This is a genomic window from Aquabacter sp. (assembly GCF_965279295.1).
Lineage (GTDB): Bacteria > Pseudomonadota > Alphaproteobacteria > Rhizobiales > Xanthobacteraceae > Aquabacter.
The window spans coordinates 70,951-92,922 of the sequence record NZ_CBDIHQ010000004.1; the positions used below are offsets into that span (position 1 = coordinate 70,951).

General features: G+C 64.1%; 20 protein-coding genes, 1 tRNA gene and 1 pseudogene. 9 read left to right on the plus strand and 13 right to left on the minus strand.

Annotated elements, in window-relative coordinates; genetic code table 11:
* Positions 1-20 precede the first annotated feature (20 nt).
* A complete protein-coding gene (locus ADADO0_RS01025; RefSeq protein WP_511303223.1) occupies positions 21-959 on the plus strand; it encodes a cation diffusion facilitator family transporter in 939 nt (312 codons plus the stop codon).
* Here the strand turns inward: ADADO0_RS01025 and ADADO0_RS01030 are convergent.
* From ADADO0_RS01030 to ADADO0_RS01050, 5 genes are all read right to left on the minus strand, one after another.
* Complete coding sequence (locus tag ADADO0_RS01030; protein WP_511303224.1) at positions 953-1,156, minus strand: DUF1737 domain-containing protein; 204 nt, start codon at positions 1,154-1,156, stop codon at positions 953-955. The genes ADADO0_RS01025 and ADADO0_RS01030 overlap by 7 nt on opposite strands.
* The gene (locus ADADO0_RS01035) at positions 1,153-1,845 is read right to left on the minus strand and encodes a DJ-1/PfpI family protein (protein ID WP_511303225.1); all 693 of its coding nucleotides are present in this window, start codon (positions 1,843-1,845) and stop codon (positions 1,153-1,155) included. The genes ADADO0_RS01030 and ADADO0_RS01035 overlap by 4 nt, the downstream gene beginning before the upstream one ends.
* Before the next feature lie 69 nt (positions 1,846-1,914).
* Positions 1,915-2,793, minus strand: coding sequence for an HpcH/HpaI aldolase/citrate lyase family protein (locus tag ADADO0_RS01040; RefSeq protein WP_511303226.1), 879 nt, complete (start codon positions 2,791-2,793; stop codon positions 1,915-1,917).
* 118 nt (positions 2,794-2,911) lie between these two features.
* On the minus strand, positions 2,912-3,724 hold the full coding sequence (locus tag ADADO0_RS01045; RefSeq protein ID WP_511303227.1) for a DUF268 domain-containing protein: 813 nt from the start codon (positions 3,722-3,724) through the stop codon (positions 2,912-2,914).
* Positions 3,725-3,807: 83 nt separating this feature from the next.
* Positions 3,808-4,842: an aspartate-semialdehyde dehydrogenase gene (locus ADADO0_RS01050; RefSeq protein WP_511303228.1), complete on the minus strand. Its 1,035-nt coding sequence runs from the start codon at positions 4,840-4,842 to the stop codon at positions 3,808-3,810.
* Positions 4,843-5,195: 353 nt separating this feature from the next.
* Between ADADO0_RS01050 and ADADO0_RS01055 the strand changes: the two genes are divergently transcribed.
* The 3 genes from ADADO0_RS01055 (at position 5,196) to cysW (ending at position 7,308) form a co-directional block, all read left to right on the plus strand.
* On the plus strand, positions 5,196-5,519 hold the full coding sequence (locus tag ADADO0_RS01055) for a hypothetical protein (protein WP_511303229.1): 324 nt from the start codon (positions 5,196-5,198) through the stop codon (positions 5,517-5,519).
* Between the two features lie 91 nt (positions 5,520-5,610).
* Positions 5,611-6,432 (plus strand): sulfate ABC transporter permease subunit CysT, encoded by an 822-nt coding sequence (cysT, locus tag ADADO0_RS01060; RefSeq protein ID WP_511303230.1) that lies wholly within the window; start codon positions 5,611-5,613, stop codon positions 6,430-6,432.
* A 3-nt stretch (positions 6,433-6,435) separates the two neighbouring features.
* Positions 6,436-7,308 carry a sulfate ABC transporter permease subunit CysW gene (cysW, locus tag ADADO0_RS01065; RefSeq protein ID WP_511303231.1) on the plus strand — a complete coding sequence of 291 codons (873 nt, stop codon included), beginning with the start codon at positions 6,436-6,438 and terminating at the stop codon, positions 7,306-7,308.
* A gap of 97 nt (positions 7,309-7,405) precedes the next feature.
* Here the strand turns inward: cysW and ADADO0_RS01070 are convergent, their stop codons facing one another.
* From ADADO0_RS01070 to rpsA, 5 genes are all read right to left on the minus strand, one after another.
* Positions 7,406-7,714, minus strand: a complete 309-nt coding sequence (locus ADADO0_RS01070) for a lipopolysaccharide assembly protein LapA domain-containing protein (protein WP_511303232.1) — start codon at positions 7,712-7,714, stop codon at positions 7,406-7,408.
* 7 nt (positions 7,715-7,721) lie between these two features.
* Positions 7,722-8,006 carry an integration host factor subunit beta gene (ihfB, locus tag ADADO0_RS01075; protein ID WP_511303233.1) on the minus strand — a complete coding sequence of 95 codons (285 nt, stop codon included), beginning with the start codon at positions 8,004-8,006 and terminating at the stop codon, positions 7,722-7,724.
* Between the two features lie 112 nt (positions 8,007-8,118).
* Positions 8,119-9,090, minus strand: coding sequence for a signal peptide peptidase SppA (gene sppA / locus ADADO0_RS01080; RefSeq protein WP_511303234.1), 972 nt, complete (start codon positions 9,088-9,090; stop codon positions 8,119-8,121).
* A gap of 106 nt (positions 9,091-9,196) precedes the next feature.
* Positions 9,197-10,744 carry a serine hydrolase gene (locus ADADO0_RS01085; protein ID WP_511303235.1) on the minus strand — a complete coding sequence of 516 codons (1,548 nt, stop codon included), beginning with the start codon at positions 10,742-10,744 and terminating at the stop codon, positions 9,197-9,199.
* A 133-nt stretch (positions 10,745-10,877) separates the two neighbouring features.
* Positions 10,878-12,581: a 30S ribosomal protein S1 gene (gene rpsA / locus ADADO0_RS01090; RefSeq protein ID WP_511303236.1), complete on the minus strand. Its 1,704-nt coding sequence runs from the start codon at positions 12,579-12,581 to the stop codon at positions 10,878-10,880.
* Positions 12,582-13,015: 434 nt separating this feature from the next.
* On the opposite strand from rpsA, the gene ADADO0_RS01095 reads away from it, so the two are divergent.
* A complete protein-coding gene (locus ADADO0_RS01095; protein WP_511303237.1) occupies positions 13,016-14,272 on the plus strand; it encodes an aminopeptidase in 1,257 nt (418 codons plus the stop codon).
* 90 nt (positions 14,273-14,362) lie between these two features.
* On the opposite strand, the gene ADADO0_RS01100 is transcribed toward ADADO0_RS01095, so the two are convergent.
* Complete coding sequence (locus ADADO0_RS01100; RefSeq protein WP_511303238.1) at positions 14,363-15,397, minus strand: glutamine synthetase beta-grasp domain-containing protein; 1,035 nt, start codon at positions 15,395-15,397, stop codon at positions 14,363-14,365.
* A 542-nt stretch (positions 15,398-15,939) separates the two neighbouring features.
* Between ADADO0_RS01100 and ADADO0_RS01105 the strand changes: the two genes are divergently transcribed.
* Together ADADO0_RS01105 and ADADO0_RS01110 are read left to right on the plus strand one after the other, a co-directional pair.
* On the plus strand, positions 15,940-16,137 hold the full coding sequence (locus ADADO0_RS01105; protein WP_511303239.1) for a DUF2735 domain-containing protein: 198 nt from the start codon (positions 15,940-15,942) through the stop codon (positions 16,135-16,137).
* A 604-nt stretch (positions 16,138-16,741) separates the two neighbouring features.
* Positions 16,742-18,499 (plus strand): CocE/NonD family hydrolase, encoded by a 1,758-nt coding sequence (locus ADADO0_RS01110; protein WP_511303240.1) that lies wholly within the window; start codon positions 16,742-16,744, stop codon positions 18,497-18,499.
* Between the two features lie 81 nt (positions 18,500-18,580).
* On the opposite strand, the gene ADADO0_RS01115 is transcribed toward ADADO0_RS01110, so the two are convergent.
* Together ADADO0_RS01115 and ADADO0_RS01120 are read right to left on the minus strand one after the other, a co-directional pair.
* Complete coding sequence (locus ADADO0_RS01115) at positions 18,581-20,068, minus strand: M48 family metalloprotease (RefSeq protein ID WP_511303245.1); 1,488 nt, start codon at positions 20,066-20,068, stop codon at positions 18,581-18,583.
* Between the two features lie 38 nt (positions 20,069-20,106).
* On the minus strand, positions 20,107-20,898 hold the full coding sequence (locus ADADO0_RS01120; RefSeq protein WP_511303241.1) for a thermonuclease family protein: 792 nt from the start codon (positions 20,896-20,898) through the stop codon (positions 20,107-20,109).
* Between the two features lie 126 nt (positions 20,899-21,024).
* Here ADADO0_RS01120 and ADADO0_RS01125 point away from each other — a divergent pair.
* Positions 21,025-21,101 (plus strand) — tRNA-Arg (locus ADADO0_RS01125).
* A gap of 403 nt (positions 21,102-21,504) precedes the next feature.
* Positions 21,505-21,972: pseudogene (locus tag ADADO0_RS01130) on the plus strand (hypothetical protein); the annotation flags it as partial.

Consider the following 21,972-nt stretch of genomic DNA (forward strand, 5'->3'; position numbering starts at 1 on the left):
GCCACACCGGAGGCGCGCGCGTGTCGGCATCGGCCAGTCAGAAGCTGTCGTTCCAGGCCATGTGTTTCGTGGCCTGCGTCTTTCCGTTCTATATCCTGGCCGCGACGCTCACCAATTCGGCGGCGGTGCTGACCGACCTGCTGGCCACCTCGTTCGACCTGACCTCCCTCACCGCCTGCTGGCTGGTGCTGCGCATCGCGCACAAGGCGAAGGGCGAACGCTTCGCCTATGGTTTGGGCAAGCTGGAAAATCTCGCCGAACTGATGATCGCCGTGCTCCAAGTGGTTCTCGTGATCGTCGGCACCGCGCGTGCGGTCACGGGCCTGCTTCATCCCGAGCATGTGAGCGGGGCGGGGCTTGGCCTTGCGGTCACGGCCGTGGCGGTCGTGGGCAACACCTTCTTCAACCGCAGAGCCACCAAGCTGGCGCGCGAGTCACGCTCGCCGGTGCTGGCGGCACAGGCGCGGGTGCATCTGGTCTCCGCCTGCTCCTCGGGCGCTGTGTTCTGCGTGACGGTCGTCACCTCCACGTTCCAGAGCGTGGAGTGGATTGCCTATCTCGATCCGCTCGCATCGTTCATCGTGATCGGCTTCATGATCTTCAACATCTACGAGATGCTGACCAATTCGCTCGGCTCCCTGCTGGACCAGGCGATCGGCGAGGCCGGGCAACTGCGCATTCTCAAGGCGCTCACGCGCTGCTTCGATGATTTCGAGGAACTGGGCGACATCCGCACCCGCCAGCATGGTGGGCGCATGATGGTGGAACTGCATCTGGGCTTCGACCCCGCCTGGAGCGTGGCGCGGGCCCGCGAGGCGGTGGCCGATCTCACCCGGGTGGTGAAGGAGGAGTTCGCGCAGGTGGGCGACGAGGTGGACGTCGCGGTGGTGCTGATGGCACCCACCGCCCGCACCTTCGCCGCCGCCATGGCGGAAGATGCAGCAGCAGCTGTTCAGTAGTCCGAGAGTGTGACGTCGTCAGACCAGTCGCCCGGCACGTCCTTGACGATCGCCTGCCCGCAGACGACGCGCGCCTTCACCGGGTCGAAGGTAAGGGTCGGCGCGCCATAGAGCTGCCAGCCCTTGTTGAGCGCCGCGCTGACGCGCTTGCAGAAGGCCACGTCGTCGGGGCCGGTGAGGTAGCGGTAGAGTTTCATGTCGGTTCCGGATTGTTCATGAGCCGCTCGCCGACGGCTTTCGCCACCGCTGCCCGGCGTTGCTGAAACAGGGCGGTGCGCAGGCGCACCTCTTCCACGAGGCGCGGATCCTCGTCGGAAAGGCCAGGGAAGGGTGGCTTCGGGTCATACTCGATGGCGAGGCCGATGCGGCGCGCCTCGTTTTCGCCGGCGATCTCCCGCGCCAGGGTCAGCGCGAAGTCGATGCCCGAGGTGACGCCCGCGCCGGTGATGCGGTTGCCGTCGATCACCACCCGTTCCGCGACCGGGATCGCCCCCAGCATCGCCAACTGCTCCAGCGAAAGCCAGTGGCAGGTGGCGCGATGGCCGAGCAGCAGCCCGGCGGCCGCAAGAAGCAGCGAGCCGGTGCACACAGAGGTGACATATCGCGCGCCCCGCGCCATGCGGCGCAGGAAGGCCAGCGTGTCCTCGTCCTCCATCAGCGGCAACTGACCCGGCCCGCCGGGCACGAACAGCACGTCGCAATCGTCCAGCTTCGAGAATTTGGTGGTCGGCACGATGGTGAAGCCGGACGCATCCTTGATGGGCTTGGTCTTCTTCCACGCAAGGATCACTTCGGCTTCCGGCAGGCGGGTGAACACCTCGAACGGCGCAGTAAGGTCGAGCTGGGTCATGTCGGGATAGGCGAGCATGACGATGCGGAGGGCCATGGCGTTGTTCCCGGAAAGGCGGACCCTGCTTCGGGGGCCGCTCTGTTTGGTCGGATTATGTTAGACCGGTCATGCCCTGGCGGCGATGGCGTCGGCGAGCGCGACGGTGCGCCGGGCCATATCCGCATGCATGCGCTCGACCATGCGCCCGTCAAGCTGGATCACGCCCTTGGATGCGTTTTCCGGCAAATCGAACGCAGAGATGATGGCGCGTGCCTTCGCCACCTCGGCTTCGGGCGGGCTGAAGATGGTGTTGCAGGGTTCGATCTGGCTGGGGTGAATCAGCGTCTTCCCGTCCATGCCCATTTCGATGCCCTGGGCGCATTCGGCCTTGAAGCCGTCCAGGTCCTGGAACTGGTTCCACACCCCGTCCAGCACGTCGATGCCATAGGCATGGCCCCCGGCGATCACCTGCATGAGCCATGAATACATGGGCACGCGGCCGGGAATGAGCGCGGCCCGCGTCTCCTTGGCGAGGTCGTTGGTGCCGAGCACGAACACCGAGAGGCGGCTCAGCGGGTGGATTGCGGCGGCGGAGACCGCCTTGATGTCGAGAATGGCGATGGGGGTCTCGATCATGGCCCAGATCCGCGTCTTGGCGGGTACGCCCAAGGCGTCCAGTCGGCGCCCCACGGTGAACAATTGCTCGGGGTCCTGCACCTTCGGGATCAGAATGGCGTCGGGATTGGCGGACGCCGCTGCATCGATGTCGTCCCAAGCCCAGGGGGTATCGAGCCCATTGATGCGGATCACGACCTGGCGCGGCCCGAAGCCGCCGGCCTTGACGGTGTCGATCACGCGGGCGCGCGCCTCGACCTTGGCATCGGGAGCGACCGCGTCTTCAAGATCAAGGATCACGCCGTCTGCCGGCAGTGTGCGGGCCTTTTCCAGCGCGCGGGCGTTCGAGCCAGGCATGTAGAGGACGCTACGGCGCGGACGGATGCTCATGACCTCTCCCCAGATGTGTGCAGTGCAAAGCTAGAGCATTTTCGCGCGTCGTCGAACTGCGCAAATTGCTCCGGTCGGTCGGTTCACTGCATTTTCACAGAGCCAGCGGGGCGTGGACTCAAGCGCCCGGCGAGACGCGTCGAAATTCATAGATGCCGCAGCCATAGCGGCAACCGAAGCTGGCCTCGACGTCGCGTGCCGTGAAGGCCGCGTTCTCGTGCAGCTCCCCGGCATCGTCCACAAACGAAAAATGCTCCAGCACGAAGCTGCTGGCGAGAAGATCGGGGATGGTGCGCGCAGCGAATACCCGATGTGCGTTGAATTCCACGCGCTGCGGTCCCATCGGCACGCTCATGTAGAGGCGCCCGCCGGGTGCGACCAGTGCGGCGATGTTGCGGATGCCCTTCACATGGCCGTCGGCGTCGAGCGGGTCGCCATAGCGCCCCAGGCCGAAATGCTCGACGGCGTGCAGGCAAGACACCGAATCCGCCAGGCCGATCCGCGCTGTGGCCTGCGGATCCTGGAGATCGGCGACGAGAAAATTGATGTTGCGGGCGGAGGTCGCCAGCGGGCGGATATCCACCACGTCGATGGCGCGAAAGGTGGCGACGTGGGCAACGAACCCGTCGACCCGCGAGCCCACGTCGAGATGACGCGCGGGCGCGGTCTCGAACACGCGCCGCGCCACATGCAGATCCTGGTGGAAATAATGGCCCGAGGCGTCGCCCGCCGTCTCCAGGTGCTCGCCCAGGATCGGGAATTTCCGCGTGATGGGAAAGGCGGGGCCTTCGGTGATCGCAAGCTGGGAGAAAGCTTTGTAGTCGGCTCGGTATTTGCGCAGCCAACGCGCGGCGCGCTTGGTTTTGTCGGTGTCGAGGCCGAACAGGGCGAGGGCTTCGCGCGCTTTACGCTTTATGCGACCGATGCCCATGTCAGTCCTTCAAGCTCAGTCCTTCAAGCGCGAAAGGCGTCCCGGCCGAGTTTTCAAGCCCGGCCGGGCAGCAGAATGTTCTCTCAGGCCGCCTTGCGGCGCGAGGTGATGAGCTTGCGGTTCACCAGCACTTCGGCGATCTGCACCGCGTTGAGCGCGGCGCCCTTGCGCAGGTTGTCCGACACGCACCAGAAGGCGATGCCGTTGTCCACGGTCGGGTCGTCGCGCAGGCGCGAGATGTAGGTCGCGTCTTCGCCGGCCGCTTCATGCGGGGTGATGTAGCCGCCGCTCTCGCGGGTATCGATCACCAGCACGCCCGGCGCCTTGCGCAGGATCTTGCGGGCTTCGTCTGCGGAAAGCGGGGTCTCGAATTCGACGTTCACCGATTCCGAGTGGGCCACGAACACCGGCACCCGCACGCAGGTGGCGACGAGCTTGATCTTGGGGTCGAGGATTTTCTTGGTCTCGACCACCATCTTCCACTCTTCCTTCGTGAACCCGTCCTCCATGAAGGTGTCGATCTGGGGGATCAGGTTGAAGGCGATGCGCTTGGGGAACGTCTTGGGTTCCACCGGGTCGGAGACGAACACCGCGCGGGTCTGCGAGAACAGTTCGTCCATGGCGTCCTTGCCGGCGCCGGAGACGGACTGATAGGTCGAGACCACCACCCGCTTGATCTTCGCCACGTCGTGAAGCGGCTTCAGGGCCACCACGAGCTGCACGGTCGAGCAGTTGGGATTGGCGATGATGTTCTTCTTCTTGAAGCCCACCACGGCGTCGGCATTCACTTCCGGCACGATCAACGGCACGTCCGGGTCGGTGCGCCACTGCGAGGAATTGTCGATCACCACGCAGCCGGCTGCGCCGATCTTCGGAGAATATTCCTTCGACACGGCGCCGCCCGCCGACATCAGGCAGATATCGGTGTCGGAGAAGTCGTAGGTGGCGAGATCCTTCACCTTCAAGGTTTTATCGCCGTATGAAACCTCGACGCCCATGGAGCGGCGCGACGCGAGCGCGACAACCTCGTCGGCGGGGAAGCCCCGCTCGTCGAGGATCGAGAGGATTTCCCGGCCCACGTTTCCCGTGGCGCCGGCTACGGCAACCTTGTAACCCATGACAGACCTTCAGATTTTGACCGGCTTGCCTGCCGGAAAGGCAGGCTTTTAGGCTCATGCGTGCGTGTGCGCAACGTTTGCTGCTCGCATGGCAGTCCGGCGCTGCAAACGTGAGTTGTCCCAATGTGTGGCCCGCCCGACACGCCGTCTGGCAACCGTATCGGCCATGCGGCGTTCGGCGGCGTGGTGGGAAAGTCTTAAAACCCTTAGTTTCAAATGGTTGAGAGGGAAGCGGCGAAACCGGATTCCCTCACGGAACCGGGCTCGACCTGGCGCGGTTCCTTGCTTAGATTGCGTTTGTGACGTAACCGGGATCAAGACGGTTTCCCGGTGACCGTTTCTTGGAGGCTTGCATGCGTGTCGCGCCGCTTTTCGTTCTCGCCGCCGCGTTGAGCTTCGCGGCCGTCGGCGTGGCTGAGGCCCAGTCATCGAGTTCGTCCTCGACCTCGACCAGCACGTCCTCCTCAACCACTGCCACCAAGAAGAAGCGCCAGTTCATCGTGATCACCCAGCGTTCGCCGCTGGACGCGGGCACGGTGGTGAAGCCGGGTTCCAAGTCCTATTTGGACTATGCCCTGCCCACCAGCTACTTCTTCCCGACCTATGGCGCCGGCGACAACGGGTTCGTTCCAGGCCGCTACCCGCTTCCGGGCCGGTTCGATCTGCCGGGTTACTGAGCCCCTCCGCTCGACAAAACCGCATCACCTCGCCATATAACGGCCCGTCACTTCCAGGCGGTCCGCCGCGAGACCCCGAGAGGGCCCGCATATGTTCAGCGTCATTCCGGGCTTTCGCCTCTCGCTCGGCATCACGCTCACCTATCTCGGCCTGATCGTTCTGCTGCCCATCGGCGCGCTGATCCTCCAGGCCTCCGATGTCGGGCTGGTGCGGTATTTCGCGATCATCACCTCCCCGCGCACTCTCGCCTCGTTCCAGGTCACCATCGGCGCCGCCGCCGCAGCCACCGCGTTCAACGCGATTTATGGGCTGGCCCTCGCCTGGGTCCTGGTGCGCTACGATTTCCCCGGCCGCCGCTTTCTCGACACCCTCGTGGATGTGCCGTTCGCTCTGCCAACGGCCGTGGCGGGTCTGGCCTTGACCGCGTTGTTCGCCAAGAACGGTTGGTTCGGAGCGCCGCTGGCGGAATGGGGCATCCAGGTGGCCTATGCGCCCGCCGGCATCATCTGCGCCATGGCTTTCACCAGCGTGCCGTTCGTGGTGCGCACCGTGCAACCGGTGCTGGAGGATCTGGAGGCGGATGTGGAGGAGGCGGCAGCGACGCTGGGTGCCTCGCAGTTCCGGGTATTCCGCACCGTGATTATGCCGGCGATCTTTCCGGCGTTTTTGGCAGGCGCCTCGCTCGCGTTCGCGCGTTCGCTGGGCGAGTTCGGGGCCGTGGTGTTCATCGCCGGCAACCAGCCGTTCCGCACCGAGATCGTCGCCCTGCTGACCTATATCCGCCTTGAGGAATACGATTACCCCGCCGCCGCTGCCATCGCCGTCACCATGCTGGGCTTCGCCTTCGTGCTGCTGCTGACGGTCAATCTCATCCAGGCGTGGCATCAGCGCCGCGTGATCCGGGAGGATTGAGCGATGAGCGATGCATCGCAGGCCAAGCGCAGGCGGGTCGGCGACAGTGCCGGCGCGCGGGTCGTGCTCATTTCCCTAGTGCTGTTCCTCACCGCCTTCGTGATCCTGGCGCCGCTGGCCGTGATCTTCTCCGAGGCCCTGAAGCGCGGCATCGGGGTCTATATGGAGAGCCTGGTGCGGCCCGACACGCTGCACGCCGCCGGGCTCACTTTATTTACGGCGCTGATCTGCGTGCCGGTGAACGTCGCCTTCGGCATTGCCGCCGCCTGGACCGTGACCAAGTTTTCGTTTCGCGGCCGTGGCGTGCTGCTGGCGCTGATTGAACTGCCGTTCTCGATCTCGCCGATCGTGGCGGGCGTCGCCTATCTCTTCGTCTATGGCGCGCAGGGTCTGCTGGGTCCGCTGCTGGAGACCTATGACATCAAGATCATGTTCGCCGTGCCGGGTATCGTGCTGGCGAGCCTGTTCGTGACCGCGCCCTTCGTCGCCCGTGAGATCATTCCCCTGATGATGGCGCAGGGCCGGGAGGAGGAGGAGGCAGCGGTGACGCTCGGCGCCTCCGGCTGGCGCATCCTGCGCACCGTGACCCTCCCCAATGTGCGGTTCGCCCTGCTCTATGGCGCGGCGCTCTGCAATGCGCGGGTGATGGGTGAGTTTGGTGCCGTGTCCATCGTCTCCGGCAATATCCGGGGCAAGACCTCGACCCTGCCGTTGCAGATCGAACTGCTTTACCAGGACAGTCAGGTTGCCGGCGCGTTTGCCGCCGCCACCATCCTCGCGGCGGTGGCGCTTCTGACATTGGTGGTCAAGCTTGTCATCGAGCGTTTCGATGCCGAGCGCGCGCGCCTCGAAGTGCCGCGCGGCGTCGGGCATTGAGGCGAGCGCCATTGAAGCGCACGGTCAACGCGACGCCGACCGCCTGAGCCGCAGCCGGCTTCAGCGCCAATTCAGACGGCTGACGTTGCAGGTCTAATCAGACCCGGCGCACGGGCGCGGGCAGGGCGGGGCCGCGCGGCGCGGGAGGCGGGACGATCCGGCGCGCACGGCGTGCCTCGCGGCGGACGCGGCCCTGGCCGAACCAAGCTACGGAGCCGCCCAGGATCACGCCCAGGATCAGGGTCGCGAAGATCAGGGCGAACAGCGGCACATGCACGGCAAGCGCCGAGGTGTCCGGATTGAACGGGTCAAACGACAGCGTCACCAGCCGGCGGTTGGCAACCGCCAGGGCGACGATGACGATGCAGAGGGGAATGCCGATCAGAAGGGATAGGACGCGCCGCACGATAGGTTCAGGCCTCTCCGTTAAGACGCTCGCGCATCTCTTTGCCGGTCTTGAAATAAGGCACGGCCTTCTCGCTGACGTCCACCTGCTTGCCGGTGCGCGGGTTGCGCCCGGTCCGGGCGTCGCGTTTCTTCACAGAAAAGGCGCCGAAGCCGCGAAGCTCCACCCGGTCGCCCCGCGCGAGCGCGGAGACGATCTGTTCCAGGATCGCATTGACGATGTTTTCCACGTCCCGCTGGTAGAGATGCGGGTTGGCGTCAGCAATCTTTTGCACCAGCTCGGACTTGATCATGACGGTTCAATTTCCCTGCACGACCACGGGCCAGCCTTCCCGACTGTCACCAAGTTGTCCTGCGCATCCACAGCCAATCATGGTTGCGGAAAAATGCCAAGTACACGCTTTTTCAAGAGCCTGAGCGAGGTTGCCAGAGGGCCAGCAGGCCGTCAAGCTGAGCCCTTTGCAACGCGCTCTCAGTGAGCTGCGACATCACGCGCGCCACCGGCCCAAGACCGATCCATTCCATGAAACCGCCGATGCTGCCGGTGAGCCAGGCGAACTCGCCGCCGGCGTTCGGCGCACGCACGGTGCGCGTGCGCAGGCTTTCCGGCACACCCTTTTCGCGGGCAAGCCAGGCGCGCGCGGTGCGCTCGTCGCCGAGTTCGTCCACCAGTTGAAGCTCCAGCCCCTGGTGGCCGGTGAAGACGCGTCCGTCGGTGACGCTGGCAAGCTTGGCGTCGGAGAGTTTGCGCCGTTCCCCCACCAGACCCTTGAACCAAGCGTAGCTGTCCATCACCAGACTGTTGATGGCGGCGCGGGCTTCCGGCGTCGTCGGCTCGTAGGGATTGGGCGAGGCCTTGAGCGGGCTCGACTTGATGTCCTCGACCGTCACGCCGACGGTCTTCAGCAACTCGCTGAAATTGGGAAACTGGAAGATCACGCCCACCGATCCGACAATGGCATTGCGACGGGCGATGATGTGGTCGGCGCCCATGGCGGCGATGTAGGCGCCCGACGCAGCCATGCCTTCCACCACCGCGACCACTGGCTTCTTCTCCGAGAGGCGGCGCAGGGCGTTGAACAATTGCTCGGAGCCGGTGACGGTGCCGCCGGGGCTATCGATGGAGAGGATCACGGCCGAGGCGTTGGATTTGGCCACCCGGTCCAGCAGTTCCACTCGCTCACGGTCGTTGCGGATCAGTCCGCCGATCACGATCCGCGCCACATGAGGCGAGCCTTCCACGAAGCCGCGGCCGACGCTGGCATAGGTGGCGGCGCCGATGGCGACAACCCCCGCCAGCACCCCGACCACGCGCCAGAAGGTCAACTTCCCTCGGAGACGGCGGCGATCCACGATCTGGTCCACGTCGAGCGACATCAAATAGTCTCCGGCCACCCCCGTGTGCGCGGGCAATTAAGCCCCACGGCAGCGGCTTGGCAAGCACCGGACCGGATGGCACGGTGCCGCCCGGCCACCCACGGTTTCATTTGCGCATGAGCGTGTAGGACTGGGCCTCGTCATAGACCCAGACCAGCCGGTCCACCGTGCCGCCATACCCGGTCTCGAACCGGATGAAGCCGGACGGCTGATTGGCGGACATCTGCGCGACGGCTGCGAAGCGCCCCTCCGGCACGAGGTTCACCAGGAACGTCGCGCCATCGAACGGCGAGAGCCGCAGCCGGGCGCCGGTCTGGGCGAGGGCAAGCACCAGCGTGTTGCCTTCCGCGGTGACATTGGCCTCGCCGAACATGGGGCTGGCATATGCCCCGGTCAGGGTGGGGAGGCTTGGAGCGGGGGTGGCGTCCGGGCGCCGGATGTACCGTTTGGTGTCGGCATCGGCTCCGGCCTTGGCGCGGGCCGCGGCCGCCGCCACATGGTCGGTGGGCGGGTTGCCGAGCAGGGCGTCGTAGATGCCCATGGCGATCGCGTCAGGGAAGCCGACGTTCGTGACGTTGCTGAGCACGATCACCCCGAGGTCCTTGCCGGGCAGGAAGCCGATGTGCGTGCCGTATCCTGCGGTGCCGCCGTTGTGCCAGACGATCCGGCCGTTGGGCGTCATGGTGACGACCCAGCCACTGGCGTAGCTGGTGGTTTCGCTCATGGCGACGCGCGGCGTGCGGACCACCGCGAGATTCTCTGCCGAGACGATGCGCTTGCCCTCGAACACGCCGTCGGCAAGCTGAAGGCGCAGCCAGCGGCTGGCGTCCTCCACGTTGGAGTTCAGATTCCCCGCCGGCCCCAGCAGATAAGGGAACGAAGGATCGAGCGGCACCTCGATGGAGCCGCTGGGGGCATACATATAGCCGTTGGCGTGGTTCGGAGCTGCCGCCATCGCCTCTGCGGTGGCGCTGGTGGCACCCATGCCAAGCGGATCGAGGATGTCCTTGCGCACCAGCGCGTTCCAGTCCGTCGCGCGGTTCAGGCGCGCGAGGATCTGCCCGGCAAGCAGGTGCGTGATGTTGGTGTAGGTGAAGGTCGCGCGGAAGCTGGAAGCGGGCTCGGCATAGCGCAGCGAGCGGATCAGGGCGGGGGCGTCATAGCCGAGCGCAGTGAGGCCGTCGTTGACGTAGGGCGGCAGGCCAGAGCGTTGGGCGATGATGTCAAACATGCGCATCTCGCGCGTCGCCCACGGGTCCTTGAGCTGAAAATCGGGGGCGAGGTCCTCGACCCGGTCGTCCCAGGTGAATTTTCCATGGTCGACGCCGATCGCCAGGGTGGTGGCGAGGAAAGCCTTCGTGGTGGAGCCGATCTGGAACAGGGTCTTGGGATCTACCGTCTCCTTACCGGCCTTGGCGCGCACGCCGAATCCCTTGGCGTAGACCAGTTTATCGCCAGCGACGATGCCCATGGCGACGCCCGGAATATCCAGCAGCCCCATGCCGCGCGCCACGTCCGCCTCCAGCTTCGGCACCACGGCCGGGACGCGGGCGGCAAGCGAGGTATCTTGAGGTGCCGCGCCTTGAGCGAGGGCGGCGGTGGACAGGCTCAGCAGCAGCGGAACGGCGAGGCGCTTGTTTACGGCAAACAACATGCGGGTCTCCGATGCATCCGGCGGGGCCGGGGCAGGATGTCGCCGCAAGGGTGACGTGACAATGAAAAAGGCCGGCGCGAGGCCGGCCTTTTCCTAGTCTTGCGGGCTCACGAAGGGCTGTACGCCCGTTCGCTCACTCCTCGTCGCTATCCTTGGCGCGCTGCTTGAGCGCGGCGCCCAGGATGTCGCCCAGCGAGGCGCCGGAGTCCTGCGACCCGTACTGGGCCACGGCTTCCTTCTCCTCGGCGATCTCAAGCGCCTTGACCGACACCTGCACCTTGCGCGCCTTGCGGTCGAACAGGGTGACGCGGGCGTCGAGCTTCTCGCCAACCGAGAAACGCTCGGGGCGCTGGTCGTTGCGCTCGCGGGCCAGCTCGGAACGCTTGATGAACGCCGAGAGATCGGTTCCGGTGAGCTTCACCTCGATGCCGCCGTCCTTCACGTCGGTGACTTCGCAGGTGACGATCGCGCCCTTCTTGACATCGCCGGCATCGGCGAAGGGATCGCCGGCAAGCTGCTTGATGCCGAGCGAGATGCGCTCCTTCTCGACGTCCACGTCGAGAACAATCGCCTTGATGACGTCGCCCTTGCGGAATTCGTCGATCACCTGCTCGCCGGGACGGTTCCAGTCGAGATCGGAGAGATGGACCATGCCGTCCACATCGCCGTCGAGGCCGAGGAACAGACCGAACTCGGTCTTGTTCTTGACTTCGCCTTCCACGGTGGCGCCGGGGGCATACTTCTCGGCAAACGCCTCCCAGGGGTTCTGAAGCGTCTGCTTCAGGCCCAGCGAGATACGACGCTTGGCGGGATCCACCTCAAGCACCTGAACTTCCACTTCCTGCGAGGTGGAGACGATCTTGCCGGGGTGGACGTTCTTCTTGGTCCACGACATTTCGGAGACGTGGATCAGGCCTTCGATGCCCGGCTCCAGTTCCACGAACGCGCCGTAGTCGGTGATGTTGGTGACGCGACCCTTGAAGCGGGCCTCCACCGGATACTTGGCCTCGATGCCTTCCCAGGGATCGCCCAGGAGCTGCTTCATGCCGAGCGAGATGCGGTGGGTCTCGTGATTGATCTTGATGATCTTCACCTTCACCGTCTGGCCGATATTCAGCACTTCGGTGGGGTGGTTCACGCGGCGCCATGCGATGTCGGTGACATGCAGCAGGCCGTCGATGCCGCCGAGGTCCACGAACGCACCGTAATCGGTGATGTTCTTGACCACGCCCTCGATGGCCTGACCCTCTTCGAGGTTCTGGACCAGTTCGTGGCGCTGCTCGGCGCGGGTCTCTTCAAGAACGGTACGGCGCGACACGACGATATTGCCGCGGCGGCGATCCATCTTGAGGATCTGGAAGGGCTGCTGATTGTGCATCAGCGGACCGACGTCGCGGATCGGACGGATGTCGACCTGCGAACGGGGAAGGAAGGCCACGGCGCCGTCGAGATCGACGGTGAAGCCGCCCTTCACCTGGTTGAAGATCACGCCCGTGACCTTCTCGTTGGCGGTGAACGCCTTTTCGAGCTTGACCCAGCTCTCTTCGCGGCGCGCCTTGTCGCGCGAGAGAACGGCTTCGCCCATCGCGTTCTCGACGCGCTCGAGGTAGACCTCGACCTCGTCGCCGATGGCGATGGCGTTTTCACGGCCGGGAGTGGCGAATTCGCGGAGCGCGACGCGCCCTTCGGTCTTCAGACCGATATCGATGATCGCCAGATCCTTCTCGATGGCGACCACTATGCCCTTAACGACGGCGCCTTCCTGCATGTCGGCGCGGCCGAAGCTCTCATCGAGCAAGGCGGAAAAATCTTCACGCGTGATTTCTGCGAGGGACATCTAGTCTCCGAACTGTCTGACGCCGGCATCCTGGTTTGGGATGCCCGTGCCGCACGGATGGCTCGGATGACACCCGAGCCGCCACCGGACAAGCCGGTGGGCCGGCGCAAAGGCCGTGCGGTACTAGCAGGTTGAAAGTGTCGAACGGCGCCGACGAAAGTCAGGGCGGGCAGCCTCCAAAGATCTCGGAAACGCGTATCCCGCATTTCCGGCCCGCCGGGACGACTTCCGCCTTGTGGGGCGCTGCCTCGGACAGCGGCTCACATAAGGGAGAAAGGGCGGGATTGCAAGGCATGCAGCAGGTGGCTGCGTTTTCGTTTCCAACCGCCAGCGATGTTTCTCTTGTCGCCCCGCCGGGGTCCCGGCATCGAAGATGGTGGCAAAGCCGGCGTTTCAGCCTATCTCAGGTTTAGAACAACTGTGTCAGGCGATCCATGAACACTCATCAGCGCAATGTTTCCGCAGCTATCGATCCGGTTAAGCTCGACCGGCTGGCCGAGGTGGCCGTCAAGGTCGGATTGCAGCTTCAGCCGGGACAGGACCTGTTCCTGACCGCGCCCGTAGGCGCGCTGCCACTGGTGCGGGCGATCGCCGAGCACGCCTACAAAGCGGGTGCCGGCCTCGTCACGCCGCTCCTCTCGGATGATCAGGTGACGCTGGCGCGCTATCGGCATGCGCCGGACGCGAGTTTCGACCGCGCGCCAACCTGGCTCTATGATGGTGTCGCGAAGGCGTTTTCCGCCAATACCGCGCGCCTCGCCATTGTCGGCGACAACCCCATGCTGCTCTCCGGCCAGGATCCGGCCAAGGTGGCACGGGCCAACAAGGCCAATTCCATCGCTTACCAGCCGGCGCTGGAGAAGATCGCCGGTTTCGACATCAATTGGAGCATCATCGCCTATCCCGGCGCGGCTTGGGCCAAGTTGGTGTTTCCCGGCGATGAGGAAGAGGTGGCGGTGGCCAAGCTCGCCGAGGCCATCTTTGCGGCATCGCGGGTGGATCGCGATGATCCGGTGGCCGCCTGGGAGGCGCACAATGCCGCGCTGCGCGGTCGCACCGAATGGCTGAACACGCACCGTTTCCACGCGCTGCATTTTAGAGGGCCGGGCACGGACCTGACGGTCGGGCTCGCGGACGGGCATGAATGGCAGGGCGGCGCTTCCTCCGCCAAGAACGGTGTCATCTGCAACGCCAACATCCCGACCGAGGAGGTGTTCACCACGCCGCACGCCCGGCGGATCGAGGGCTATGTCTCGTCCACCAAGCCCTTGTCGTACCAAGGCACACTGATCGACGAGATTTCTGTGCGCTTCGAGGCCGGTCGCATCATTGAGGCCAAGGCGAGCCGGGGCGAGGAGGTGCTGAACAAGGTGCTGGACACCGACGAGGGCGCCAGCCGGCTCGGCGAAGTGGCACTGGTGCCGCATTCCTCGCCCATCTCCAAGAGCGGGCTGCTGTTTTTCAACACCCTGTTCGACGAGAACGCGGCCTGCCACATCGCGCTTGGGCAGTGCTATTCCAAATGCTTCCTGGATGGCGCCGCGCTGTCCCCTGAGCAGATCGCAGCGCAAGGCGGCAACAAGAGCTTGATCCACATCGACTGGATGATCGGCTCCGGCGAGGTGGACATCGACGGCGTGCATGCTGACGGCCGCCGCGTGCCGGTGTTCCGCAAGGGCGAATGGGCGTGAGGCGAATGGGCCTGACGCGCGCGGCATAAAAAATCACGGCGCAGACAGTGAAGTCTGCGCCGTGACGGATACTTAAGACCTCAAAAGCGATCAGGCTGCGGCCGAAACCTTGGTGGGCACTTCGGCAACCGTCTTCAGGATCTGCGAGGCGATCTGGTAGGGGTCGCCCTGTGAGTTCGGGCGGCGATCCTCAAGATAGCCCTTGTAGTCGTTCTTGATGAAAGAGTGCGGGACGCGGATCGATGCACCGCGGTCAGCCACGCCGTAGCTGAACTTGTTCCACGGGGCCGTCTCGTGCTTGCCGGTGAGGCGCAGGTGGTTGTCCGGGCCGTACACGGCGATGTGCTCGTCAATATTCTTCTCGAAGGCCGCCATGAGGGCTTCGAAATACTCCTTGCCGCCTACTTCGCGCAGATACGCCGTCGAGAAGTTGGCGTGCATGCCCGAGCCGTTCCAGTCTGTGTCGCCGAGCGGCTTGCAGTGGTACTCGATATCGATGCCGTACTTCTCGGTCAGGCGCTGGAGCAGGTAGCGCGCCATCCACACTTCGTCAGCGGCCTTCTTGGAGCCCTTGCCGAAAATCTGGAATTCCCACTGGCCCTTCGCGACTTCCGCGTTGATGCCTTCGTGGTTGATGCCGGCTTCGAGGCAAAGCTCAAGATGCTCTTCGACGATTTCGCGCGCGACGTCGCCGACATTCTTGAAGCCGACGCCCGTGTAGTAGGGGCCCTGCGGCGCGGGATAGCCATGCTCGGGGAAGCCCAGCGGACGGCCGTCCTTGTAGAAGAAGTATTCCTGCTCGAAGCCGAACCAAGCACCGTCATCATCAAGGATGGTGGCGCGTGCATTGGTGGAGTGCGGGGTGACGCCATCCGGCATCATCACTTCGCACATCACCAAAGCGCCATTCTTGCGCGCCGGGTCAGGATAGACCGCGACCGGCATCAGCACGCAATCGGAGCTGCGGCCTTCGGCCTGCATGGTCGAGCTTCCGTCAAATCCCCACAGCGGAAGCTGATCGAGGGTCGGAAACGCGTCGTATTCCTTAATCTGCGTCTTTCCACGCATATTCGGCGTCGGCGCATAGCCGTCCAGCCAAATGTACTCAAGTTTATACTTTGTCATTGCCGGTCTCTCATAAGCTGATGACGCGAAGTGTGAGGAAATCCTGCAAGCCTGACCACTCAAGATGTGCTCGGCCGCCAACGACCAACCGATACACAAGCATGGAGCGTGCCAGTCCGGCAGGTTCGCGCTGAAGGCCGGCTGAAAAAGGCCCGCTCGCATGGAACCGGCGTGACGCCCCAAACGATATTCCCTATTGAACCAAATGATGCTCCGGCCTGCTTCCCTAAGGGAGTGCCGTCGCTTGTCCGACTCGGAAATGAGCAAATCGCGGTCTTTGGTCCGATCAAAATGACACCAAAGGAACAAAAAAGCGGCACTGGATATTTCATCATCAGGGCCGCGTGCGGTGCGGAAAACACCTCGATAACAATATTCCTGGGAAGAAAAGATGCGGGGCAAATCGGCAAAATAAACGATGCCCAAATTATGCGCACGCACTGCTTTTTGATGAGGCAATGTGTGTAACATCGATGCAAAATATGCTATAACCACTTCATCCCTGGTGCGTCGCGGCGCATCAACAAACGAAGAGATGGAAAATGACTGCGAGTGTTCATGGCGGAACCGCCAAGATCTATAAGTTCCCTGCGGGTGGTCGGGCGGGCGTGAGCGCTCAGCGTGATCAGGACAAGATGGCCGACCATCTGGCTTCGCTCGGCGCCGGCAAGGCCGTGTTCGGCGGAAGCTGGTATCACGACGTGGCGATCCAGGACGCTGAACGCAACGGCAAGCAGTGAAGCGCCTGTCTGCGTGTTTCGGCTCGATGCGGGGTGCATCGGGAAGAAGGCCGGCATTCGAAGCTCGGCCTTCTCGGGGTGAGCCGGTGGTCTGCCGCCGGAATTGAGTTCGCGCTTTTTTGCGCTTTCGCCTGACGGGTTTTGAGCCGCCTCCGAATGGAGGATCGCTGCTCCCCGCACCGGGCTTTGCCTTTTCTTCAGTCTGTTCGCTCCCGGTCGAAGGGTGCGCTGCGCCGGCGCCGCCAACATTCTTGGCGCTCAGCATTGAAGCCCCTCGATCACGCGCCAAGTCCCTGTTGCGCCGCACACTTATGGTGCGCTGCCCACATATCGATGGGTTGACGGGTGCAATTTATAATCTGATAAATAAGCTAAGAATATATGGCCGATCAAAGGTCTGATTCCCGGACTTTCTCGTATAATTCGGGAGGGATAAGCTGAGCGTTTCACTGTGCGGTAATTTCCATCGCAGTGAAGCCATTTCGTTTGGCTATCTCAAATTCAAATCAGTAAATATATCAAATAATAATCAGTTCGACGCTGAGGAAGAAGACAAAAATCTAGCGCGACTGTGAAATATAAACTCAAAAGGAGAAGAGCGCCAATGCGATACCGGGAAAAGAGCGATATCCGTGATGGGATGCGGATCGACTGGGACATGCCCATCACCATGGATGATGGGGTCGTCCTGCGCGCCGATATCTATCGGCCCATCGCCGAAGGCAAATATCCCGTCATCATGACCTACGGTCCGTATGGGAAGTGGCTGCATTTCGAGGACCTTTACGGTAGCCAGTGGCGCCTGATGTGCGAGAACCATCCCGAGGTGCCCACCGGCTCCACCAACAAGTACCAGGCCTGGGAAGTGGTGGACCCGGAGAAATGGGTGCCGGACGGCTACGTCTGCATCCGCGTCGATTCACGCGGCGTCGGCCGCTCGCCCGGCGTTATCGACATCTGGTCGCTGCGCGAGGCGCAGGATCTCGCGGCCTGCGTGGAATGGGCCGGCGTGCAGCCCTGGTCGAGCGGAAAGGTGGGGCTGAACGGCATCTCCTATTACGCCGAAAACCAGTGGCAGGCGGCTGCGCTTCAGCCGAAATACCTGTCCGCCATCTGCACCTGGGAGGGCGCCGCCGACTTCTACCGCGACATGGCGCACCACGGCGGCATCTTCTGCAACGGCTTCACCCACGACTGGTCCACCGCGCAGATTTATCCGCTCCAGAACGGCCGGGGCACCAACGGCTATAAGAGCCGGATCACCGGCGGCTGGGTTTCTGGCCCGGAGACTCTCACAGAAGAAGAGTTGGGCGCCAATCGCAACATCTTCTACGAGGATTGCCTCGCTCATAAGCTCGACACCGACGCGTTCTGGCAGTCACGCATGCCGGACTGGACCAAGGTCGATGTGCCGATTCTCTCGTCCGCCAATTGGGGCGGACAGGGCCTGCATCCCCGCGGCAATTTCGAGGGCTTCACCCGCTCCGCCAGCGACCAGAAGTGGCTGGAAGTGCATGGCCTCGAACATTGGAGCGAGTTCTATACCGATTATGGCGTGGATCTTCAGAAACGCTTCTTCGGTCACTTCCTGAAGGGCGAGAATACCGGCTGGGAGAACCAGCCCAAGGTCCAGATCCAGGTGCGCCATCCCGGTGAGCGTTTCGTGGAGCGTCATGAGACCGAGTGGCCGCTCGCCTCCACCCAATGGACGAAATTCTATCTCGACCCGGAGGCATTGAGCCTGAAGGACGGCACCACCGGACAGGCCGAAGGCAGTGTCACCTATGCCGGTCTCGGCGATGGCGTCACCTTCATGACCGCGCCCCTGAAGCAGGAAACCGAGATCACCGGGCCGATCGCCGCGAAGCTGTTTGTCTCCTCGGCGACCGAGGATGCCGACCTCTTCTTGGTGGTGCGCATCTTCACCGCCGACATGAAGGAAGTGGTGTTCCGTGGCGCACTCGATCCCCATACGCCGGTGGCGCAGGGCTGGTTGCGGATGTCCCACCGCAAGCTTGACGAGGCGCTGACGCTGCCCCATCGCCCCTACCACACCCACGACGAGATCCAGAAGCTGACCCCCGGCACCGTCTATGAGGCGGATGTCGAGGTGTGGCCCACCTGCATCGTCGTGCCGCCCGGGCACCGCATCGCATTGACCGTGCGGGGTAAGGACTATGTCTACCCGGGCGATGCCGGCAAGTCGGAGAACACCCACGGCAAGCAGTGGACCGGCGTCGGCCCGTTCCGCCACGACGACCCGCGCGACCGCCCGGCCGCCGTGTTCGGCGGTGACGTGACGCTGCATGCGGACAAGGAGCACCAGCCTTATCTGCTGCTGCCGATCATCCCGAAGGCGTGAGAATAAGCGGCGGGTGCGCCAGGCGCGCCCGCCGTCCTCATGTGAGTGAGGGCAGGCACGCGGCCTGAGGCGCATCGCGCCTCATTCCGTGACGATCTTGACCTTTTCCCCGTATTTCAGCTTCGAGTCCCGGTCCAGTCCGTTGAGGATCAGGAAGCGGTCGAGCGGCCGGTCGGGGGTCTGCATCCGCCCCGCCATTTTTTCCACCGTATCGCCGATGCCCACCGAGACCATGCGGATGCGCAGCGGCTTTACATTTTCCGCTTCATCGTTCGCCACCCGCCGGAAGGTCTCTGCGGCTGCGCGAAACTGCTTGTCCAGTTCCGGCGTCAGGTTTCGTGCGGCGAAGATCAGGCGGTAGACGTCGGAGCCGAAGCGGATCGCGAACATGCGGAACGACCATTGTTCGCCCCGCGCTACGGCGGTGGCGGCGGAGAAGCCGTTGACGCTGAGGGTCTCGACCGAATTCACCTCCACGCCGTCGATCCAGCCCGAGGCGAGATATTGCCCGAGCGACTGGTCGCCGTTGACGCGCACGGCATCGAGCCGCAGTGCCTCCGAGCCGGCGGGTGTGGCGCCGAGCACCGCCTGTGAGGTGTTCTCCAGCGTGAAGCCTTCCGGCGCCACAAAGGTGAAGCCGAGCTTGGGGTGGAAGAATTTCCGCCCGCGCACGAAGCCCTCCTTCGGGTCGTCGCCATAGACCATCCCGTCAAGAGCCGAGAGGTAGGCGGTGCGATCGCGCTCGCCGCTTGCCGTGGAGGCGCCGGGCGCGGCGGCATATTGCCGGGCATTGGCGATGGCGATTGAAATGCGCTCCGGCGTCGCCGGATGGCTTGAGAGGAAGTCCATGTCCGGCGAGGTGGAATTGCCGCCGGCAAGGCCGCTGCTGTTGGTGGATTTCAGCGCCGACTGCCGGCCCATGTCGGTGAGGAAGCGCGAGGCGCCATAAGGATCGAAGCCGGCACGGGCCGCGATGCCCACGCCGATGGCGTCCGCTTCCAGTTCCTGCCCGCGCGAGAAGCTCGCCAGCGACATGCGCGACTTCTGCATGGCAAGCGCGCCGAGGTCGGGATCGTTCACCACGTCGGAGATCACCCGGCTTACCAGAACCGCCTGCTTGACCTGATCCTCGCGGATCGAGGCGTGGCGGGCGATGACGTGAGCCATCTCATGGGACAGCACCGAGGACAGTTCGGATGTGTCGTTGGCCAGCGAGAGCAGGCCGCGCGTCACATAGAGCGAGCCGTCCGGCAGGGCGAAGGCATTGATGGCGGGGGAATTGAGCACCGTGACGCGGTATTTCAGGTCCGGGCGTTCGGATGCCGCGACCAGGCGCTCCACCACCTGCTGGATCAGCGCCTTGAGTTCCTGGTCGTCATAGGCCCCGCCATAGCTTGCCACCAGCCGCTCGTGCTCGCGGCGCTGGGCCGGGGTCATCATGTCGCCATCGCCGACGCGCAGCACGGCTTGCTGTACCTGGGCGCCCCCGCGATCGCCATCCAGGCTGGCGCAGGCGGACAGCACCAGAGCGGGTGCCAGGACGAGACTAAGCGTCAGCACGCGCCGTATGGCGCGCCCCGTCTGCCAGCCCCTCGCTGTCTGCCCCGTCACCACTTTGTCCCCTTGCGGCCAGCGGCGCTGACAATTCCCGTCGCGGCATCGGCGCTTTCCAGGCCGCCGGCCTCGAAAGCAAGCCGCCCACCCTCATCTACCATGCCACGCACGCGCACGAGGTTGCCGGTCAAGATGGCGGTATCGAGGCCGTTGGCCGATTTGCCAGTTGTGGTGGCCACCAGCGAGGCTTTTCGCGGCGATGTGAAGTTCACATATAGCGTGCCGCCGGCCCGTCGGGCGCGGTAGACCCGCCCTTCCGCGACGCTGAACAGGCCCACCCGCTCACGCGTGGCGTCCACATCGCCTGCAGGAAGGATGGTATCGGCCACCGCCCAGAGGCCGCGCCTCGCCGCCCTGGCGTCCCGCTCGGCGGACAGAAGCGCCTCCGCGCAGGCCGGCCGCCGCGCCGGATCGGCATAGGCCGCTCCTGCCGCCACCAGCGCAACGGCCAGATCGACCGGCCCAGCCTCGTCCTCAAAAGTGGCCGAGGCCGGTAGGCGTCCATATCGGTCGGTCGGCACCGGCGCCAGCCGCAACGCACGATTCTCAAGTGGTCGCGACGCCTCTTCCGCAGCCTTTGCGCGCGCTGGCGAGGGATCGAGCTGCGTCGGCATCACCGCCCCCGGCGGCACCAGGCGCATACCGTCCGCCAACCGCACCGCGCCCCGCTCAACCGCTACGATGCGCGCCGCCGGTTCGCCGCGCGCCAGCGGGCACGCCTGCACCGCCCCAGCGGCGAGGGTCCCGAGGAAGACGAGGAAAAGGGCGCTCGTGGGTTGTCGCATCCGTATGTAAAATCGTTCGTGGAGGGCTATCCTACCCTTGCGGCGCCCTGCTTTAAAGCCGCAGCCCCATCACCCTTCCTTAACGCGCCTTTCTTCGCCCTCCGCCATCGGCTAGAAGGGTCGCGTCTCCCGGTAGCTCAGCAGGATAGAGCACAGGTTTCCTAAACCTGGGGTCAGGGGTTCGAATCCCTTCCGGGAGGCCATTTTCACGGTTGATAGCGTAGCAGAGCGCATCATTGTTGATTTATTACAATGTATTAGCCGCCTGCTAAAGCTTCACGCGCGCGCAAGCGGTGCCGTTGCATGGGATGAAAATGCCAGGTATTCGCGTGCTCATCGTTGTCGAGCCCCGCTGCCTTCATATGTCTCTGACAGACCTCGCCCTTTGCAACGCCAAGCCTAAGGATCAAGCCTGCAAGCTGTAGGGTGGGCAGCGGGCTTCTCGGGGTCGAAAATTTACCCTTTCCGCTCTTATCAAAAATCGCCGTTGCCTGGGATGAGGCTTCATAAAGAATAGAACTGGGACGTGTGTCTACGCGGGTTGCTGTCCGGGCGCCTGTTGTCGATCCACGCGGAATGTGACGTTCGTCTGGGTTGGGGGAAAACATGCGTGCCGTGCCATCGCAGGAGCGGAGTGTACGTCTGCGCCGTTTGACGGCTCTGCTGCTGGCATGCACGGCATCCTCGGTCCTTGCGGCACCGGCCTTCGCACAGACCGTGGGCCCGAACTACCTCCACCAGAACGTTTCGACCGGCAGCGGCGGCTCTTACGGATATCCCTGTCCCGACAGCAACGGGAACGCCGCCAATGTCGGCGGCGGGCACGACGGCTCGACGCCTTCGACCTATAGCGAGACCTACACCTACGACGTGGCGACCGGCACCTATTATGACGGCACGTTCGCGAAGGTCGGCAGCGTAGGTGGCGCCGGCGGGCATGGTGGCGACAGCGAATACGATCCCTCCTGCAGCTCACAGTCCCAGGTCAACGGCGGCAACGGAGCGAACGGCAGCAACGGCGGCACGGTGACCCTGAACACGTCAGGCACATCCGTCGGCGCCTCATTCAATGCG

What these genes read in the sequence shown, in the direction of transcription:
- ADADO0_RS01110 (WP_511303240.1), top strand. Translation starts at nt 16,742, where the DNA reads ATGCGATACCGGGAAAAGAGCGATATCCGTGATGGGATGCGGATCGAC.
- ADADO0_RS01055 (WP_511303229.1), top strand. Translation starts at nt 5,196, where the DNA reads ATGCGTGTCGCGCCGCTTTTCGTTCTCGCCGCCGCGTTGAGCTTCGCG.
- ADADO0_RS01045 (WP_511303227.1), bottom strand. Translation starts at nt 3,724, where the DNA reads ATGGGCATCGGTCGCATAAAGCGTAAAGCGCGCGAAGCCCTCGCCCTG.
- ADADO0_RS01050 (WP_511303228.1), bottom strand. Translation starts at nt 4,842, where the DNA reads ATGGGTTACAAGGTTGCCGTAGCCGGCGCCACGGGAAACGTGGGCCGG.
- rpsA (WP_511303236.1), bottom strand. Translation starts at nt 12,581, where the DNA reads ATGTCCCTCGCAGAAATCACGCGTGAAGATTTTTCCGCCTTGCTCGAT.
- ADADO0_RS01035 (WP_511303225.1), bottom strand. Translation starts at nt 1,845, where the DNA reads ATGGCCCTCCGCATCGTCATGCTCGCCTATCCCGACATGACCCAGCTC.
- ADADO0_RS01040 (WP_511303226.1), bottom strand. Translation starts at nt 2,793, where the DNA reads ATGAGCATCCGTCCGCGCCGTAGCGTCCTCTACATGCCTGGCTCGAAC.
- ADADO0_RS01120 (WP_511303241.1), bottom strand. Translation starts at nt 20,898, where the DNA reads ATGCGACAACCCACGAGCGCCCTTTTCCTCGTCTTCCTCGGGACCCTC.
- ADADO0_RS01100 (WP_511303238.1), bottom strand. Translation starts at nt 15,397, where the DNA reads ATGACAAAGTATAAACTTGAGTACATTTGGCTGGACGGCTATGCGCCG.
- ADADO0_RS01095 (WP_511303237.1), top strand. Translation starts at nt 13,016, where the DNA reads ATGAACACTCATCAGCGCAATGTTTCCGCAGCTATCGATCCGGTTAAG.
- cysW (WP_511303231.1), top strand. Translation starts at nt 6,436, where the DNA reads ATGAGCGATGCATCGCAGGCCAAGCGCAGGCGGGTCGGCGACAGTGCC.
- cysT (WP_511303230.1), top strand. Translation starts at nt 5,611, where the DNA reads ATGTTCAGCGTCATTCCGGGCTTTCGCCTCTCGCTCGGCATCACGCTC.
- ADADO0_RS01030 (WP_511303224.1), bottom strand. Translation starts at nt 1,156, where the DNA reads ATGAAACTCTACCGCTACCTCACCGGCCCCGACGACGTGGCCTTCTGC.
- ADADO0_RS01085 (WP_511303235.1), bottom strand. Translation starts at nt 10,744, where the DNA reads ATGTTGTTTGCCGTAAACAAGCGCCTCGCCGTTCCGCTGCTGCTGAGC.
- ihfB (WP_511303233.1), bottom strand. Translation starts at nt 8,006, where the DNA reads ATGATCAAGTCCGAGCTGGTGCAAAAGATTGCTGACGCCAACCCGCAT.
- ADADO0_RS01105 (WP_511303239.1), top strand. Translation starts at nt 15,940, where the DNA reads ATGACTGCGAGTGTTCATGGCGGAACCGCCAAGATCTATAAGTTCCCT.
- sppA (WP_511303234.1), bottom strand. Translation starts at nt 9,090, where the DNA reads ATGTCGCTCGACGTGGACCAGATCGTGGATCGCCGCCGTCTCCGAGGG.